14 protein-coding genes are annotated in these 15,443 nt (G+C 37.0%); 9 read left to right on the top strand and 5 right to left on the bottom strand.

The window, feature by feature from the left end; translation table 11 throughout:
• Positions 1 to 39 precede the first annotated feature (39 nt).
• The 3 genes from AB2N10_RS05440 (at position 40) to AB2N10_RS05430 (ending at position 3,283) form a co-directional block, all read left to right on the top strand.
• Positions 40 to 1,182: a helix-turn-helix transcriptional regulator gene (locus AB2N10_RS05440; RefSeq protein WP_354625807.1), complete on the top strand. Its 1,143-nt coding sequence runs from the start codon at positions 40 to 42 to the stop codon at positions 1,180 to 1,182.
• A 516-nt stretch (positions 1,183 to 1,698) separates the two neighbouring features.
• Positions 1,699 to 2,846, top strand: a protein-coding gene (locus AB2N10_RS05435; protein ID WP_354625806.1) for an IS3 family transposase whose coding sequence is annotated in 2 segments (ribosomal slippage) — positions 1,699 to 1,936 and positions 1,936 to 2,846 — 1,149 coding nt in all. Because the reading frame shifts where the segments join, the coding sequence is not laid out codon by codon here.
• A gap of 182 nt (positions 2,847 to 3,028) precedes the next feature.
• Positions 3,029 to 3,283, top strand: a complete 255-nt coding sequence (locus AB2N10_RS05430; RefSeq protein WP_369434445.1) for a DUF3297 family protein — start codon at positions 3,029 to 3,031, stop codon at positions 3,281 to 3,283.
• A gap of 117 nt (positions 3,284 to 3,400) precedes the next feature.
• Here the strand turns inward: AB2N10_RS05430 and AB2N10_RS05425 are convergent, their stop codons facing one another.
• Complete coding sequence (locus tag AB2N10_RS05425; RefSeq protein ID WP_354625804.1) at positions 3,401 to 3,793, bottom strand: hypothetical protein; 393 nt, start codon at positions 3,791 to 3,793, stop codon at positions 3,401 to 3,403.
• An 815-nt stretch (positions 3,794 to 4,608) separates the two neighbouring features.
• Between AB2N10_RS05425 and AB2N10_RS05420 the strand changes: the two genes are divergently transcribed.
• Entirely contained in the window at positions 4,609 to 6,090 is a 1,482-nt protein-coding gene (locus AB2N10_RS05420) for a peptide MFS transporter (RefSeq protein ID WP_354625803.1), read from the top strand.
• A gap of 93 nt (positions 6,091 to 6,183) precedes the next feature.
• On the opposite strand, the gene AB2N10_RS05415 is transcribed toward AB2N10_RS05420, so the two are convergent.
• From AB2N10_RS05415 to AB2N10_RS05405, 3 genes are all read right to left on the bottom strand, one after another.
• A complete protein-coding gene (locus tag AB2N10_RS05415; RefSeq protein WP_354625802.1) occupies positions 6,184 to 6,999 on the bottom strand; it encodes an HAD family hydrolase in 816 nt (271 codons plus the stop codon).
• 65 nt (positions 7,000 to 7,064) lie between these two features.
• Positions 7,065 to 7,724, bottom strand: coding sequence for a YceH family protein (locus tag AB2N10_RS05410; protein ID WP_354625801.1), 660 nt, complete (start codon positions 7,722 to 7,724; stop codon positions 7,065 to 7,067).
• Between the two features lie 54 nt (positions 7,725 to 7,778).
• On the bottom strand, positions 7,779 to 8,417 hold the full coding sequence (locus AB2N10_RS05405) for a class I SAM-dependent methyltransferase (protein ID WP_354625800.1): 639 nt from the start codon (positions 8,415 to 8,417) through the stop codon (positions 7,779 to 7,781).
• A 348-nt stretch (positions 8,418 to 8,765) separates the two neighbouring features.
• On the opposite strand from AB2N10_RS05405, the gene AB2N10_RS05400 reads away from it, so the two are divergent.
• Both AB2N10_RS05400 and AB2N10_RS05395 read left to right on the top strand, forming a co-directional pair.
• On the top strand, positions 8,766 to 9,905 hold the full coding sequence (locus AB2N10_RS05400) for a glycerate kinase (RefSeq protein ID WP_354625799.1): 1,140 nt from the start codon (positions 8,766 to 8,768) through the stop codon (positions 9,903 to 9,905).
• A gap of 272 nt (positions 9,906 to 10,177) precedes the next feature.
• Positions 10,178 to 11,023 carry a L,D-transpeptidase family protein gene (locus tag AB2N10_RS05395; RefSeq protein ID WP_369434652.1) on the top strand — a complete coding sequence of 282 codons (846 nt, stop codon included), beginning with the start codon at positions 10,178 to 10,180 and terminating at the stop codon, positions 11,021 to 11,023.
• Between the two features lie 103 nt (positions 11,024 to 11,126).
• On the opposite strand, the gene AB2N10_RS05390 is transcribed toward AB2N10_RS05395, so the two are convergent.
• Complete coding sequence (locus AB2N10_RS05390) at positions 11,127 to 11,573, bottom strand: hypothetical protein (protein WP_369434444.1); 447 nt, start codon at positions 11,571 to 11,573, stop codon at positions 11,127 to 11,129.
• A 522-nt stretch (positions 11,574 to 12,095) separates the two neighbouring features.
• Here AB2N10_RS05390 and sbcB point away from each other — a divergent pair.
• The 3 genes from sbcB to cysK all read left to right on the top strand — a co-directional run bounded on the left by sbcB (position 12,096) and on the right by cysK (position 15,415).
• Complete coding sequence (gene sbcB, locus AB2N10_RS05385) at positions 12,096 to 13,541, top strand: exodeoxyribonuclease I (protein WP_354625795.1); 1,446 nt, start codon at positions 12,096 to 12,098, stop codon at positions 13,539 to 13,541.
• A 71-nt stretch (positions 13,542 to 13,612) separates the two neighbouring features.
• The gene (locus tag AB2N10_RS05380) at positions 13,613 to 14,167 is read left to right on the top strand and encodes a hypothetical protein (RefSeq protein WP_369434443.1); all 555 of its coding nucleotides are present in this window, start codon (positions 13,613 to 13,615) and stop codon (positions 14,165 to 14,167) included.
• Between the two features lie 282 nt (positions 14,168 to 14,449).
• Positions 14,450 to 15,415 (top strand): cysteine synthase A, encoded by a 966-nt coding sequence (cysK, locus tag AB2N10_RS05375; protein ID WP_369434442.1) that lies wholly within the window; start codon positions 14,450 to 14,452, stop codon positions 15,413 to 15,415.
• The last annotated feature ends 28 nt before the right edge of the window (positions 15,416 to 15,443 follow it).

Below are 15,443 nucleotides of genomic sequence, written 5' to 3'. Positions count from 1 at the left end.
TTCATATACTCTGATTTCCATTAATTGAGAGAGAAAATTATGAATAACAGACAACCAATTCAACTAAATGCAGAACTTTTAATAAAGGCCCGAAAGGCATTGGGACACAATCAAGAGACACTAAGTTTACAACTTACGAATTCAAATATCCCAGTATCAAGAGCTACAATCAATCGAATTGAAAATGGAAAGAAAACAGAAATCCAAATAGCAATAAAAATAGCAGAAGCACTTGGTGTTACTTTGGATTATTTACAAGGCAAAGAAGAGCCAACTCTACATTATTGGGTGCAAATCTATGACGAAGATACAAACGGTGAATTTGTACCTATCAATAAACTAGGGGCTGTTTTTGAAAATAGTTTCGATTTGCTAGATTTCATTGATAAGCATGTGTTCCTACCTGCTTCACAGTATCCAACGGAGCTTCCTAACATCATATCTTCATACTATTTAGATAAAACAACCAACGCTTTATTGGCATCGGTTTCTTATGGAGAAAGTGATAATACTGAACAATTCAAAATTGAAGTTAAATTAATCAAATTAACCGATGCGGGGCTAACATGGACTAACTTTACAGATTTTAAGTATCATTGGGTTGAGCAATCACTAAAAGAGCTGTTTTACAAACGCTCAACCTATGTTAATCCATTAATTTCTACTGAATTGATTGAGCATAAATACCTAATAAAAATTGTACAGTTACCTTCAAAGTCAGAAAAAAATGATGTGATTAACTTGTTAAGCAAAGACCACTCTATCGATGAAGTTATCTTATTTGAAAAATATCAAGAGGCTTGGAAGCAATTAGCTTTAAGTTTCATTAAGTATGAATCTATTGAAACTAATACATTTAATGAATTAGTTAGAGCCATTCAGCTTATCCTAAATCAATATAACCCATCTAAATCAATTACAGTTCAATATAACTTTAAATCTAACAATAATGTCCAGTTTGATGTATTTCCAAATATGCAAAGTGATAAAACAAGAGGGGTACGACTAAATATATATAGAGTTGAGATTAATGAAAATTCAGCAGCTAATGCACCGTGGCCTGAGTACCAGATGCGTGCAATAGAAAACATTTGGTCTATCTATGCAGACGCGCCTGACAATCAGCTAATGAGTAATGTGCTGAGCAATGAAACCATTACTGAAATCAAGAATTGTTTATGAGGTCATTATGGTTTGTAACAACAAAGATGTTAGAAAGTATGTCCGCTCATTAGAAAAAATAGGTTGGTCAATTATCAAAGGTAAACGACATCCACGCCTTTTACACCCAGGTGGAAAAAGGTGGATTTCTATATCTTGCACTCCCCGTGATAAAGGATATTTACGAGTTCTCAAAGGGAGGGTAAATTTACTCATAAACTTTGGATAGTGTTGAATATTGACTCAGTATTGTTAATTTGGCTCATTTGTATTAGTTCAGACTAAATCTGACATCTCGACTTGAAAAGTTGAGAGTTACCCGTTTTGATAAAGGTGTCGAATCTTTATTTCAAAACAACAAAAGGTAACTCTCATGTTTCATACTAACAATCCAATCATTAAACACAAAGCAGGTTACTTAATTTAGCAGGAGATAGCGTTGCTTGTTTTTAGAAAATAATTTTGAGTTATCTGAATCGACACCATTTTACTAGACACCTCCTAATTAGATAAAATGACTCAAAAAGAGGTGTCAATATGAGTAGTAAACGTTATCCCGAAGAATTTAAAATTGAAGCTGTTAAGCAAGTGACTGAGCGAGGACATAGTGTTGCATCTGTCGCTAAACGATTAGATGTTACAACACATAGTCTTTATGCTTGGGTTAAAAAATTTGGCCCAGGTTCAGCCGAACATCAGGCAAAATCAGCTGAGCAAGCAGAGATAAATAAGTTAAAAAGGGAATTAAAACGGGTAACAGAAGAGCGGGATATATTAAAAAAAGCCGCGGTGTACTTCGCAAGCCAGTCCGATTGAGGTACACCTTTATAAAGGACAACGCTCAATGCTGGTCGGTTCGAAGCATGTGTCGAATATTAAATGTTCATCCCAGTGGCTATTATGCTTTGATAAAGCAGCCCAACTCTAAGCGCTCACAAACTGATAAGAAACTGACTGGGCTGATTAAACAGTTTTGGCTAGAGTCTGGCGGGGTTTATGGCTACCGTAAGATCCATTCAGATATTCGAGATACTGGTAAGCAATGCGGAATTAATCGCGTATATCGATTAATGTCACAAGCAGGATTACGCGCTCAGGTTGGATATAGAAAACCGCGTCAAAAAAGTGGTGAAGTTAATATCGTTACGCCTAATAACCTTCAGCGACAATTTAACCCAGATTCTCCAGATAGGGCTTGGGTAACTGATATAACGTATATTCGAACACATGAAGGATGGCTGTACTTAGCAGTTGTTGTTGATTTATTTTCTCGTCGCGTTATTGGTTGGTCAATGCAGTCAAGGATAACCAAAGAGTTAGCACTCGATGCATTGTTAATGGCCGTATGGCGGAGAAAGCCAAAATTTAAAGTGATGGTTCATTCTGATCAAGGTAGCCAATATACAAGCCACGATTGGCAATCTTTTTTAGATGCTCATAATTTAGAAGGTAGCATGAGTCGTCGAGGAAATTGTCATGATAATGCCGTGGCTGAAAGCTTTTTTCAATTATTAAAACGAGAGTGTATTAAGAAGAAGATCTACTCTACAAGGGAAGATGCGCGAAGCGAAATATTCGATTATATTGAGATTTTTTATAACAACAAACGCAAACATGGTTCCAATAATTTATTGTCGCCAGTAGACTATGAAAAGCGCTATCAAAAAAGGCTAGAAAGTGTCTAGATTATTGGTGTCGATTCAATCTACTTAGATAAACTAGCCTTTACGCTTCCTACATAATCTAAAAATATTTATGTGTAACTTAACTCTATTCCTTAAATTAATATTATGAGCTTACAGCTATTGAGCGTTTTCAATATATTATCTACAATGGCTCACTTTTAATTTACTTATAGGTCACAAACATGAACGACACTAGCACGCTACCCACTTTACCAGATCGTCTGTCGGTTAACCCTCGTAGCCCGCATCATGTAGCTGAAATTTTTGAAAATGATAATGATATTGGTATTAAACTTAATGGCAAAGAGCGTTTTGATGTTGAGGAATATTGCATAAGTGAAGGTTGGGTTAAAATTCCGGCGCATAAAGCGTTAGATCGTCGTGGCCAGCCACTTTTACGAACCGTAAAAGGCTCGGTTGAAGCATTTTATCGTTAAACACTTTAAGTGTACTGTTTAATCAAGCGCTAGTAAGCCGTTTTAGATCACGACTTACTAGCGTAAGTTTTGTCTTTTCTGAATTAGACTAAATAGTGATAATTGCTGTAACGGTCATTATTCAGGTGTACACATCTCGTTATCTGCAGAGTCTTCTGAGCCAGAACAAATGATGTCCCGCGTTTCCTCTTCCATAGTTTCATCTGGCGTAGGTGAAGTGTTTTCATCCTTCTGTGCAGAACACATTTCATTCTCTGCTGCATCTTCATTACCGGCGCAAATAATTTCAGCTGTTGTGCGTTTACCTTCTGCAGGTAAAGTCGATTTATCCATATTTCCTTCTAAAGCGGCACACATTTCATTTTCAGCCGCATCTTCATCACCAGAACAAACAATGGCGCGTTGTTCTTCTGTCATTGTTACATCATGAGCCATTATTGCTGGGCTGATAAATGCAGCAGCTAAGATAGTAGCGGAACACATTGATTTGATTAAAGTTAATTTTTTCATTTTTTCACCTATTGCTATTTCATAAATTAAAATAAAGTAAATTGATGTTTTCAGTTTAATTATCTATTGCCTCATACTCCCCTTCCCTCATAAAAAATATCCCTATACAGCAACTTAACGCCTTTATAATGTAAGCGGTTACTTTGCTTGGCAAAATAATTAATCTATTTAATTTAAGGATTACAAATATAATCAATTAACAACAGGTCGCTACAAATTGATAAATTTAGTGGCTGAAAGTCAGTAAAGCCTCTCCAAAAAAGAGTATAGATTATAAAAATTAAATATAGTGTAAAAATTTACTATAGTCACACATGTAAGCGCTTTCATGAGAAGTGGGTCACACTCAATATTGCCCTACTTGCCATAGATTAATCTATGAAAAAATAAACGCATATCAATAGTTGGTTACATTAACAGCACTCTGCTGCTGTAATAGAGCATGATTACATATAAAACCGATCGGAATTGTTTTTTTTATATGATATATGAGACAAAATAATTGCCATAATGTTAATCAGGTAACTTGGCTGTTATAGGGATGTTAATTGCGCACTTTTTTACCGGGTTAACTCTTGACTATTACTTATCTTGCAGCGTATAAACATGATCGGTTAATGCCAAGCTGCATTGCCATCAAACGAGTGACATTCATAGAAGAAACCATTCAACTACTAAACCTAAATATCATCTTTGTTAGCATTTTCAATTTATCTTGTTAAGTGAGATCGATTTTTTAGGCGCTAAATTCAAATGAAATACTGTAGTGCGGATTGTATTGCAGCAAGACACAAGCTTAAGGTATGAAACTTAATATGAGTGCAGATAAAATCTCAGGAACGCTTTTAGGCCATCCTAAAGGGTTATTCTTATTATTTTCAACGGAGTTGTGGGAACGTTTTAGTTACTACGCAATGCGTGCTATTTTAGTGCTTTATATGGTTGATCAAGTTGGTAGTCAGGGCGGTCATGGTCTAGGTTGGACTCAACAAGAAGCATTATCTTTATACGGGACATTTACGGGATTAGTTTTCCTTACGCCACTTATCGGAGGATGGTTGGCGGATACCTATTTAGGGCAACGTAAAGCGATATATATTGGTGGTGCATTGATGGCTGTAGGACAGTTTATGTTAGGTACACCACATGCATGGATACCAGGTATGGAAACAGTTATGTTTTACCTCGGACTCGGCGCTTTAATCATCGGTAATGGTTTATTCAAACCAAATGTTTCTACTATGGTCGGTGACTTATATAAAGAAGGTGATAACCGACGAGATGGTGCATTTACTATTTTCTATATGGGGATTAACCTTGGTGCATTTTTATCTGGTATCGTTGTCGGTTACGTGGTGACTGCATTTGGTGGAAGCTATCAAGCTGGTTTCATTTGTGCTGGTATTGGTATGATTTTATCTTTGATCATTCAATTCTTCTTTGCCCAAAAATTGCTAGGTGATATAGGTACCGTTCCAGCGGCTAAAATTGCACAGGATAAGAATCTAAAAAATGGCGCAACCATAAAGACTCCCCTTACTAAAATTGAACGAGATCGCATCAAAGTGATCATGGTTATGGGCTTATTCACTATTATTTTCTGGGCTGGGTTTGAACAAGCTGGCGGTTTAATGAATTTGTTTACTAACAATTTTACGGATCGCATGATTGGTTCATGGGAGGTGCCAACGGCTTGGTTTCAATCTCTTAATGCATTATTCATTGTTGTATTTGCACCTGTTATCGCCTCTATTTGGATAAGACTTGGGAAAAATGAACCAAATTCTCCAGCCAAATTTGCACTTGGCTTGATATTATTAGGGGTTGGTTTCCTATTCATGATCGGTGCTGTTGTGCAAATGAATGGCGATCATAATGCAAAATCGAGTATGTTATGGCTAGTTGGTGCTTATTTCTTCCATACTATGGGAGAACTATGTTTATCACCAATTGGTCTGTCAATGGTTACTAAATTAGCACCACTACGTATCGCCTCACTCATGATGGGAGCTTGGTTCCTATTTATTGCGATCGCTAATAAAGTTGCGGGTGTTGTTGGTGCATTAATCGGTCATAGTGATGCCGTTGAAGATCAACTGGCTAATGCTATGTCAATATTTGCGGGTATCGCTATTACTGCGGCTGTTTCAGGCATCATCCTTTATTTTATATCTGATAAACTTGTTGATTGGATGCATGGCGCTGAAACTAAACACGATAAACAAAAGGATGCCTTAGCTGAAGAGATGGAAGTAACGGCTGAACATGATGCAATGATTAAACCCAATGCTGCTTAAACGTTGAGTCTACATCGATAACATGAAGGCGTTGTGGATAATTTAGATGAATTAGGAGTGACATGCCTAATTCATCTTGGCTGTCAGCAATAATTATAAAGAAGTATCCGAAGCAGCTAGATACGCTTTGATAACCGTTAATACCCCTGCTTCACTATTACTCGGTGCAGTAAAACGGGCGTGATTTTTTACTTGTTGATGCGCATTTTCTACAGCATAGGAATGAAAACTCGCTTGTAACATCTCTATATCATTAAAGTAATCACCAAAACTCATGGTTTGCTCATAATCAAAGGCAAATTGTTCTTGTAAATGTTTGATTGCAGCGCCCTTCGATGCATTAATGTTCATTATATCAAGCCATATTTTCGCACTGACTACAACTTGATGGTCTCGATTAAATCTTTCATAAATAATCGGATATACATGTTCCTGTGAACCATCAAAATGGCAGATTGCCACTTTAATAAAATCATCGTTTACCTTTAGCAGGTCATCAACATATTCACAACGATGATAATATTTTTGCATTTCATCCAATGCTTCTGGCGCTTGCGTTTCGATATAGGCAGATTTTTTACCACATAAAACAATATGTGCACCATTGATTGAGCGTGCCTCTTTAATTATCCGATGAATTGAATCAATGTCGATAGTGCAACTATATAACTCTTTTTCTTGATGCATAACGTATGTACCGTTTTCAGCAATAAACAGCATGCGTTCTTGCACAGCTGAAAACATGTTAAGTAAGCTATAATATTGTCGCCCTGAGGCAGCTGCAAATAGGATCTCTTTTTTGTCTAATTGATGAAAAACATCAAAAAATTCCTCGGGTAAGTGGCCATTGCTATCTAGTAGCGTGCCATCCATATCTGCTGCGATGAATTTAATTTTTTTTTCTGACATAGGTAAAAACTCTAATTTAATGAAATATATGCATCAGGTTTTAGTAACGATCATGATGATAAAGACTAACGAGACTCAATTAAAGCGGTTAAACGAGCGAGTTCATTTTTTAACGCTCCGACTTCATCTTCTAATAACGAAACCCTATGCTCAAGTTGATTAGGTTCTGTAGGTGATAGATTAGTGTCTGTGTCCATACATTCTAGTTCAACATCAGAAAGATCGGTAAATAGATGGATATAACGCGACTCTCTTTTCCCTGCTTCTCTTGGTAATTTTTTCACTAATTGCTGGTTATTGATATCTTGTAATGTTTCAAGTGCTGCTTCTACCTCATTTACATTGTTAAATTCAGCGAGGCGGTTACTACGCGTGCGTAACTCACCCGCTGTTTGAGGTCCGCGAAGGAATAATAGGCAGATAATTGCTTTTTGTTGTGCGCTTAATTGTAAATTGGTAAATGCCGTATTACAAAACCTATGCTTATATTTATTAACTCGACCCGATGAACCTACTTCTACAAACAACTGTTTCATTTCAATTAATTCGTCGATCACACTTTGTACTTGTGTCTCAGATAGAGAGAGTACCGGCTCTCTGTTACTTTTTTGATTACAACCATTTGTAAGTGAATTTAATGACAAAGGATACTGATCTGGTGTGGTAATTTCCTTTTCAAGCATCACACCAATCACGCGACACTGTAAAGCTGTTAATGCAATCATTTTTAGATCTCCTTAGGTTAAAAAAGTGGTGGTATAGCCATGGTAATTTCTGTGCTAGGCTAATTTTCGCAGTAAAATGACATCACTACCAATAAATTCAAGCTCAAGCTTATCTCTCTGAGCAAGGTAACGAAAAGTAGCTTGGCTATAAAAACAGACATGGGTCGGGTCAAATTTATAGTGCCAATTTTTAAAACCCTCTAGATCAACGACTAACTTAGTCATGATGCCGAGCCATCCCCCCTGCTTCACCATCTGCAACCATAGTTTCCATATCTGATGTGGGTCATAAAGGTGTTCAATGACTTCTGTCGCCGTTACAAAATCGTATTGTTTAGATAAATATTCTGCATTTGGATAATAGTAAATATCATGCAAATCTACCTTATGTCCGACCTCTTGTAGCAGTTGGGCAAGTGCAGGTCCTGGGCCACAGCCAAAATCTAAACCGTGAGATCCTAACTCTATGCGCTCTAGCAAAGGGATGGTTAAACGAGATAAAAAATGCCTGTAGCCTGGGTCATCGGGATTATTGATATGATGGTCGTAGTGTTCTTTTTCTTTGATTGGATCAAGTCTTTGCTGCTTAGGTACAAAGACTAATTGGCAACGTGCACACTGCATATAGCTACGATTTTTATCTTCAAAATAAAAATTGGTTTGAAGAGATGAACATAATGGGCAGGTATGCATTAAGACTTCCTCTAGAGTTACAAGCGCGATATATTTACTGGCAAGTGGTAATACTCAATCCTATATTCACCTGCTCATTAATGGTTAATAAAAAGAGTGCTAACGTTAAGTGAAAGCATGTTTCGCCATTGTTATTTATTTTATTATTATAACAATGAGTTACTACAACCAATAGTTCGTTATTATGCTTTCATTGCTGCGCCTAAATAGAGCAGTTAATTACAGCAATGGTTATAATCAATGACATAATGAATATCGTCAAACAATAGCGATAGCGTAACAATTTACAACCACTATTTATAGATAAAATATGCATATAGCAGCCCATAATTAAAAAGAGATCGTGCTATGAAAATTATAATTGCGCCTGATTCTTATAAAGAAAGCCTCACCGCGATGGAAGTTGCCAATGCCATTGAGTCGGGCTTTAAACAGATTATGCCAAATGCTGAGATTCATAAAATACCCATGGCCGACGGTGGTGAAGGCACTGTACAGTCATTAATAGATGCAACGGGTGGATTATTAATAAATTGCGTTGTTACAGGCCCTATCGGTCGACCTGTCTCTGCTTTCTATGGACTATTAGGTGATCGACATACCGCCGTTATAGAAATGTCTGCTGCATCAGGGCTTCATTTAGTCACTCCTGAACAACGCGATCCTACATTAACGACCTCGTTTGGTACTGGAGAATTGATTAAAGCTGCGCTGGATGCGGGGGTTGATCATATTATTGTTGGTCTCGGTGGCAGCGCGACAAATGATGGTGGTATTGGCATGGCACAGGCATTAGGTATTAAAATGGTTGATTTCAATGGTGATGAAATTGGTTATGGCGGTGCCGCTTTGGCCAATTTATGCCATATCGATACAACCGGGCTTGATCCTCGTTTACGCCATGTGTCGCTTGAAATAGCTTGCGATGTCAACAATCCCCTATGTGGGCCCACTGGTGCTTCCCATGTGTTCGCTGCACAAAAAGGAGCAACAGCAGATATGACCGATTTTTTAGATCAAAACCTCGCGCATTATGCCGCTATTATTAAAAATGAACTGGGTCATGATATTATAAACAGCGCAGGTGCAGGGGCTGCTGGTGGCATGGGCGCAGCCTTTTTAGGGCTATTTAATGCAACGCTACGTCCGGGTATTGATATCGTCATGGATGCCGTCAATTTCAGTGAAATTATCGCCAATGCTGATTTAGTTATCACTGGCGAAGGACGCATTGACAGCCAAACAATTTGCGGTAAAACCCCGATAGGGGTCGCTAGAGTGGCGAAGCAGTATGGTATTCCTGTGATAGGTATTGCAGGTTGTTTATCGAAAGACTATGCGATAGTCCATGAACACGGTATTGATAGTGTATTTAGTATCGTCCCAAATGTGGTTAACCTAGATCAAGCGTTTCATGATGCTGCCGTAAATTTAGAAATGACAGCACGGAATATTGCTGCATTGCTATTACTAAATCGAGTTAATTAGCTGATTTCAGTTTCTCAACTTCACATAACTAACTGCCTGACAATTATCTGACAAAGCATTTCTAGCTAACATGGGTATAACAATTTTTTTTATACCCGACTATATTTGTCAATGATAATGGTTTACATATGGTATAATTGGCATAACGTCTTAATCTTTTTATAAATTTCAGGTTTTATATGTTTGTATTGAATCGTAACAATAGGTTATCGCTTATTACACCTTTATTTAGCAAGTGTGTAAAATTTTGTATTGCAGTTACACTCATTTTCATGCTGTTTTTGAGTAATCAAGTATCAGCGAAAGCGTACGCCCTCCCCGCTGATGGCTCTCGCTTAATAGGTGAGCCTGAATATCATACTGTGAAAGAAGGTGACTATTTTCATGCTTTGGCGAATTTATACAATGTCGGCTTTCTTGCTTTAATGGATGCGAATCCGGGGGTTGATCCGCTACTACCACAAGTAGGGACTAAAATAGTTATACCGAGTCAAATTATACTCCCCGATGCTCCCTATAAAGGGATTGTCATCAATTTACCCGAATTAAGACTTTACTATTTTACAAATAATACTGTCTATGTCTTTCCTATTGGTATTGGGCGTATAGATCAATCTACCCCAGTTATGGAAACCACTATCTTTAGCAAAATTCCGAATCCAACTTGGACTCCGACCAAACAGAGCCGAGAAGATCATTTTGCAGAGCATGGCACAGAATTACCACAAACGGTTCCCGCGGGTAAGAATAATCCATTGGGTGAATATGCGTTACGTCTTGCCTATGGTAATCGTACTTACTTAATTCATGGAACTAATAAAAACTTTGGTATTGGTATGCGTGTCAGTGCAGGTTGCGTGCGCATGAATCCCGATGATATTGCTTGGTTATTTGCTAAAGTTAAATCGGGGGAGTCGGTAAAAGTCATTAATGACCCTATAAAAATAACGAAAGAACCAAATGGTGAAAAATATATAGAGGTACATTCACCATTAACACCTGATGAAACAAGTAATAGTGAACCTGCTGAAGAACTTAATTACGATACAATATTTACTAATAATGACATGATTGATTGGGATATTGTGGCTCAAAAACAGAGTTGCAAAGAGGATTAGTTATTAATATCAATCTTTATGAATGGGTTGAGAATATGTAACTGAATTAGGTTAAACCAATATTTTCTTGGTTTAACCTATTACGAAAACGGGTAATTAATAATTAATTTTTTAATTTACCATAAGTACATTGCAACACTTCATTCGTTCCATCTAATGATTTATCCTTTGCACATTTTTTCAGTGCAGCATGGAACTCTTTATCTGTGTACGCCGCAGCTTTTTCAGAGGTATTGAGTTTGTCATTAACGCAAGCGCTTAAGTCTTGAGGACTAGTTGTATTCTCTTCTTTTGCACACTCAACCAAAGCTTTATTGCGTGTAGCAGGAGCAACTGTTGCAGCCATATCTGGTTTCGCTGTTATTGCAGCACAAAGACCAATATCACTAGAGTTTACAAATTCAGCACAAACTTGTACACGTTGCTCGTAACTCATTTTTGTAAAATCTTCGAATGTTATTTTTTCAGCAGCGATTGTAGATTGACTAATAAGTGCTGCAGCTAATATCGAAGCAGAAGTAATTGATTTAATAAGCGTTAATTTATTCATTTCTCTTCCTTATTTACTGTTTTATAAATTAATAATAAACAAAGGAGCTGTTCATTAATTGCATTTTTATTATGGCACAAAAATGTATTATTATCTGATCGACAGATATTAATATATATTTTTAAATACGTGCCTTTGTATTATATCTCTAAGTTGCTATTTTTTGACTTTTTCCTGAGCGCGTTAATGAATTTGTGATCTGTATTGATATTTAGTTGCAGATCAAAGATAAGTAAACGATAAATGGTTTGTGATCGCTGTTTCATTTTCATCGCCGCCTATCGCCTTGATGCTAAGTTAGTTAGAATATGATTTAATGTATAACCATTGTGCCTCAAGATGTAGTATCACAAGTACAGAGCATATAGAGATTTTATAACAAAGTAGATGGTGCTATTTTGTTTTCCCTGCGGCGTGCTAACTCACCTGAGCTTTACGTGACATAGGAATATAATATTTCGTAACAACAAATAACTTAGCTATCATTTACATTGAACATATTCGCTGGAATCACTATATAAAATGAGCAATTCATCACAACAAAACACGCCACCAACTACTTTGTACTGGCACGATTATGAGACTTTTGGTTTAAATCCAGGTTCCGATCGGCCTGCGCAGTTTGCTGGTATAAGAACAGATCTTGACTTCAACATTATAGGCGTTGCAAATGAGTGGTTTTGTCGTCCACCTAATGATTACCTACCTAATCCAGAGGCGTGCCTTATAACCGGAATTACTCCGCAAAAAGCACTGCAACTTGGTGTTAGCGAAAATGAATTTATTAAATTAATCAATGGTGAATTCAGCCAGACAAATACCTGTGTTTTAGGATATAACAATATTCGTTTTGATGATGAAGTAACGCGCTTTACCCTATATCGTAATTTTCTAGATCCCTATCAACGAGAATGGGCAAACGGCTGTTCTCGGTGGGATATTATTGATTTAGTGAGAGCGTGTTATGCATTGCGCCCAGAGGGTATTAATTGGCCTGTCGATAATAATGATGTACCTTCATTCCGTTTAGAGTTGCTCACTAAAGAAAATGATTTAGCACATGAGCAAGCACATGATGCGATGTCTGATGTTTATGCCACAATTGCTATTGCTAAATTAATCAAGGATACACACCCTAAATTATATGATTATTGTTTTAATCTACGCAAAAAATCAAATGCATTATCATCCTTGAAGTTAGGGAGTTTTACTCCAGTTGTACATGTCTCAGGTATGTTTCCAGCTATACAGGGGTGTGTTAGTTATGTGCTTCCACTGATTGAGCACCCTGTTAATAAAAATGCCATCATTGCAGTTGACTTAAATAAAGATTTGAACAATTTATTAACGATGAGTGTTGCAGAGATCCGCCATTATTTGTACACGTCATTAACTGATCTTCCAGAGGGAATTAATCGCCCTGCCATTAAATTAATCCATATCAATAAATGTCCAATTATAGCCCCTGCTAAAACATTATCGGAGCATCGAGCCGATGAATTAGGTATTGATCGCGTGCAATGTCGTTCTTCTTTAGAGTTAATTAAAAATAATTTAGATATCGTTAATAAGTGTCTACAGGTGTTTAGCGATGAGCATAGAGAGACTAAATATAGTAGCCCAGAGGAAATGTTATATAGCGGAGGTTTCTTTTCAAATAATGATAAAAACAAAATAAATCAAATAGCTAGCAGTGATTGGAAAACATTAGCTAATACTCAATTTGATTTTGATGATCCCCGTTTGACTTCTTTACTGTGGCATTATCGTGCACGAAATGCGCCTGAATATCTATCTATAGAGGAACAGGAAAAATGGCATAGGCACCGTCAGGCATACCTTTTAGAAAATACCCAAGCTTACGTGGAAAAACTGGACGCCTTGGTATTGGACTATCAAAATCAACCTGAAAAAATGCAATTATTAGCTAACTTGCATCACTATTTAGATTATTTATTAAGTAACTAACGGTGATTTGATATACAATAATTTTATTAAGGTTATTACATTAAATAGAATTATCAATCAAGGAGGCAATTTTGTTTAAAAATGGAATTTTTATCTTTTATTTTGCTTCAGCTTGTTGCTTGGCACAGGAGTCGCCATCGAATACATTGCAAGTTGAATATCAACAGCAAGTTCAGGTTGGTTCCTCAAGTTATTTTGATATAGAGTCAATATCACAAGTTCCGCAAGCAACGTATCAATATCTCAATCAAGTGTTCAAAAGTTTTTATCGTTCATTTAATTTTACAACTTCTATCACTGATAGTACTTTTGTGGATAATGCACATTATCAAATCTTTTCATTGCCAATAATGCCATTAGATAGTGATCGCTTTGAGGTAGAGGTGTTTGGGAACTTTTATGATCCCGCCAAACAAGATTTAGCAAATCTAAACGCAGATCAAGCAATGTACGACTACGTTTCAAATTCTGAAGAGATGAACATTTACGAGAGCAATTTGGCTTTTGGGGCTGGTTTTAGTTTTAAAGCAGATCAATCTAGCAAATTTAAAATTATTTTTTCAAACAATACGATGCCTGGTTACGGTGGTAGTACCGCTTTGTTTGGCTACGAGAAAAGTTTTTAAAATCAATTCTAACAACGTAGATTGGTGCACTGGGACTAGTTCAAGAACCATCCCTGCGTTGTAATTCGAAAAGTGAATACAATTACCTCATATACTTTCTAGCTCCGACATCAGAGCCATCGCTCCTTCTTTTTTCTCAACAAGCGATAGCAATGATATGCTACGTAATGGGATATATCACTAAAGTCTATATGCTATAACTAAATTTTACTTTCTTATATTTATGCATCCGCTATTCTTATCTCACTTATTTCTAATCACATAAATCATAGAGAGTATATTATGACTAAAATCTTCAGTGACAATTCTCAAACTATTGGTAATACCCCGCTTGTACGTTTAAATAATGTTACTTCTGGTAATGTGTTTGCAAAAATAGAAAGTCGTAATCCAAGCTTCAGCGTTAAATGCCGTATTGGTGCCAACATGATTTGGAAAGCTGAAAAAAACGGTACGTTAACTAAAGATGTTGAATTAGTAGAAGCGACCAGTGGTAATACTGGAATTGCGCTTGCTTATGTCGCCGCTGCTCGTGGTTATAAAATCACACTAACAATGCCAAATACAATGAGTTTAGAGCGCCGTAAATTACTTAAAGCACTCGGTGCAAATCTAGTATTAACAGATGGTGCATTAGGCATGAAAGGTGCTATCAATAAAGCAGAAGAGTTAGCAAACTCTGCACCGGGTAAATACTTTGTCGTTCGTCAATTTGAAAATCCAGCTAACCCAGCGATTCACGAACAAACAACCGGTCCTGAAATTTGGAACGATACCGATGGTGAAATTGATATATTTGTTGCAGGTGTGGGTACAGGTGGAACGATTACGGGTGTGAGTCGCTATATCAAAGAAACACAGGGTAAAGCAATTATCAGTGTTGCCGTTGAACCTGTTGATTCTCCTGTTATCAGCCAAACCCTTGCTGGCGAAGAAGTAAAACCAGGGCCACATAAAATACAAGGTATTGGTGCAGGATTTATTCCTAAAAATTTAGATCTTTCACTTATCGACCGTGCAGAGCAAGTTAGTAATGATGATGCAATCACAATGGCTCGCCGTCTGATGGAAGAAGAAGGTATTCTGGCGGGTATATCCTCGGGTGCAGCTGTTTTTGCTGCCGCTCGTTTAGCTGAGTTACCTGAATATAAAGATAAAAATATTGTTGTTATCCTACCAAGTTCTGGTGAACGCTATCTGTCAACGGCACTATTTGCTGGTGTTTTTGACGGTGCCGAATTTGCTTAAATTTAACCCCTAATAATATATAAGATAC

This window comes from Psychromonas sp. MME1 (assembly GCF_041080865.1).
Classification (GTDB): Bacteria; Pseudomonadota; Gammaproteobacteria; order Enterobacterales; family Psychromonadaceae; genus Psychromonas.
The sequence above is the reverse complement of the archived record's forward strand: the minus strand, read 5'-3'. Positions and strand labels throughout refer to the sequence as shown.

Excerpts from the sequence above, each read along its gene's own strand:
- AB2N10_RS05400 (WP_354625799.1), top strand. The coding sequence starts at position 8,766 with ATGAAAATTATAATTGCGCCTGATTCTTATAAAGAAAGCCTCACCGCG.
- AB2N10_RS05395 (WP_369434652.1), top strand. The coding sequence starts at position 10,178 with ATGCTGTTTTTGAGTAATCAAGTATCAGCGAAAGCGTACGCCCTCCCC.
- AB2N10_RS05415 (WP_354625802.1), bottom strand. The coding sequence starts at position 6,999 with ATGTCAGAAAAAAAAATTAAATTCATCGCAGCAGATATGGATGGCACG.
- AB2N10_RS05410 (WP_354625801.1), bottom strand. The coding sequence starts at position 7,724 with ATGATTGCATTAACAGCTTTACAGTGTCGCGTGATTGGTGTGATGCTT.
- AB2N10_RS05440 (WP_354625807.1), top strand. The coding sequence starts at position 40 with ATGAATAACAGACAACCAATTCAACTAAATGCAGAACTTTTAATAAAG.
- AB2N10_RS05390 (WP_369434444.1), bottom strand. The coding sequence starts at position 11,573 with ATGAATAAATTAACGCTTATTAAATCAATTACTTCTGCTTCGATATTA.
- AB2N10_RS05420 (WP_354625803.1), top strand. The coding sequence starts at position 4,609 with ATGAGTGCAGATAAAATCTCAGGAACGCTTTTAGGCCATCCTAAAGGG.
- sbcB (WP_354625795.1), top strand. The coding sequence starts at position 12,096 with ATGAGCAATTCATCACAACAAAACACGCCACCAACTACTTTGTACTGG.
- AB2N10_RS05425 (WP_354625804.1), bottom strand. The coding sequence starts at position 3,793 with ATGAAAAAATTAACTTTAATCAAATCAATGTGTTCCGCTACTATCTTA.
- AB2N10_RS05430 (WP_369434445.1), top strand. The coding sequence starts at position 3,029 with ATGAACGACACTAGCACGCTACCCACTTTACCAGATCGTCTGTCGGTT.
- cysK (WP_369434442.1), top strand. The coding sequence starts at position 14,450 with ATGACTAAAATCTTCAGTGACAATTCTCAAACTATTGGTAATACCCCG.
- AB2N10_RS05405 (WP_354625800.1), bottom strand. The coding sequence starts at position 8,417 with ATGCATACCTGCCCATTATGTTCATCTCTTCAAACCAATTTTTATTTT.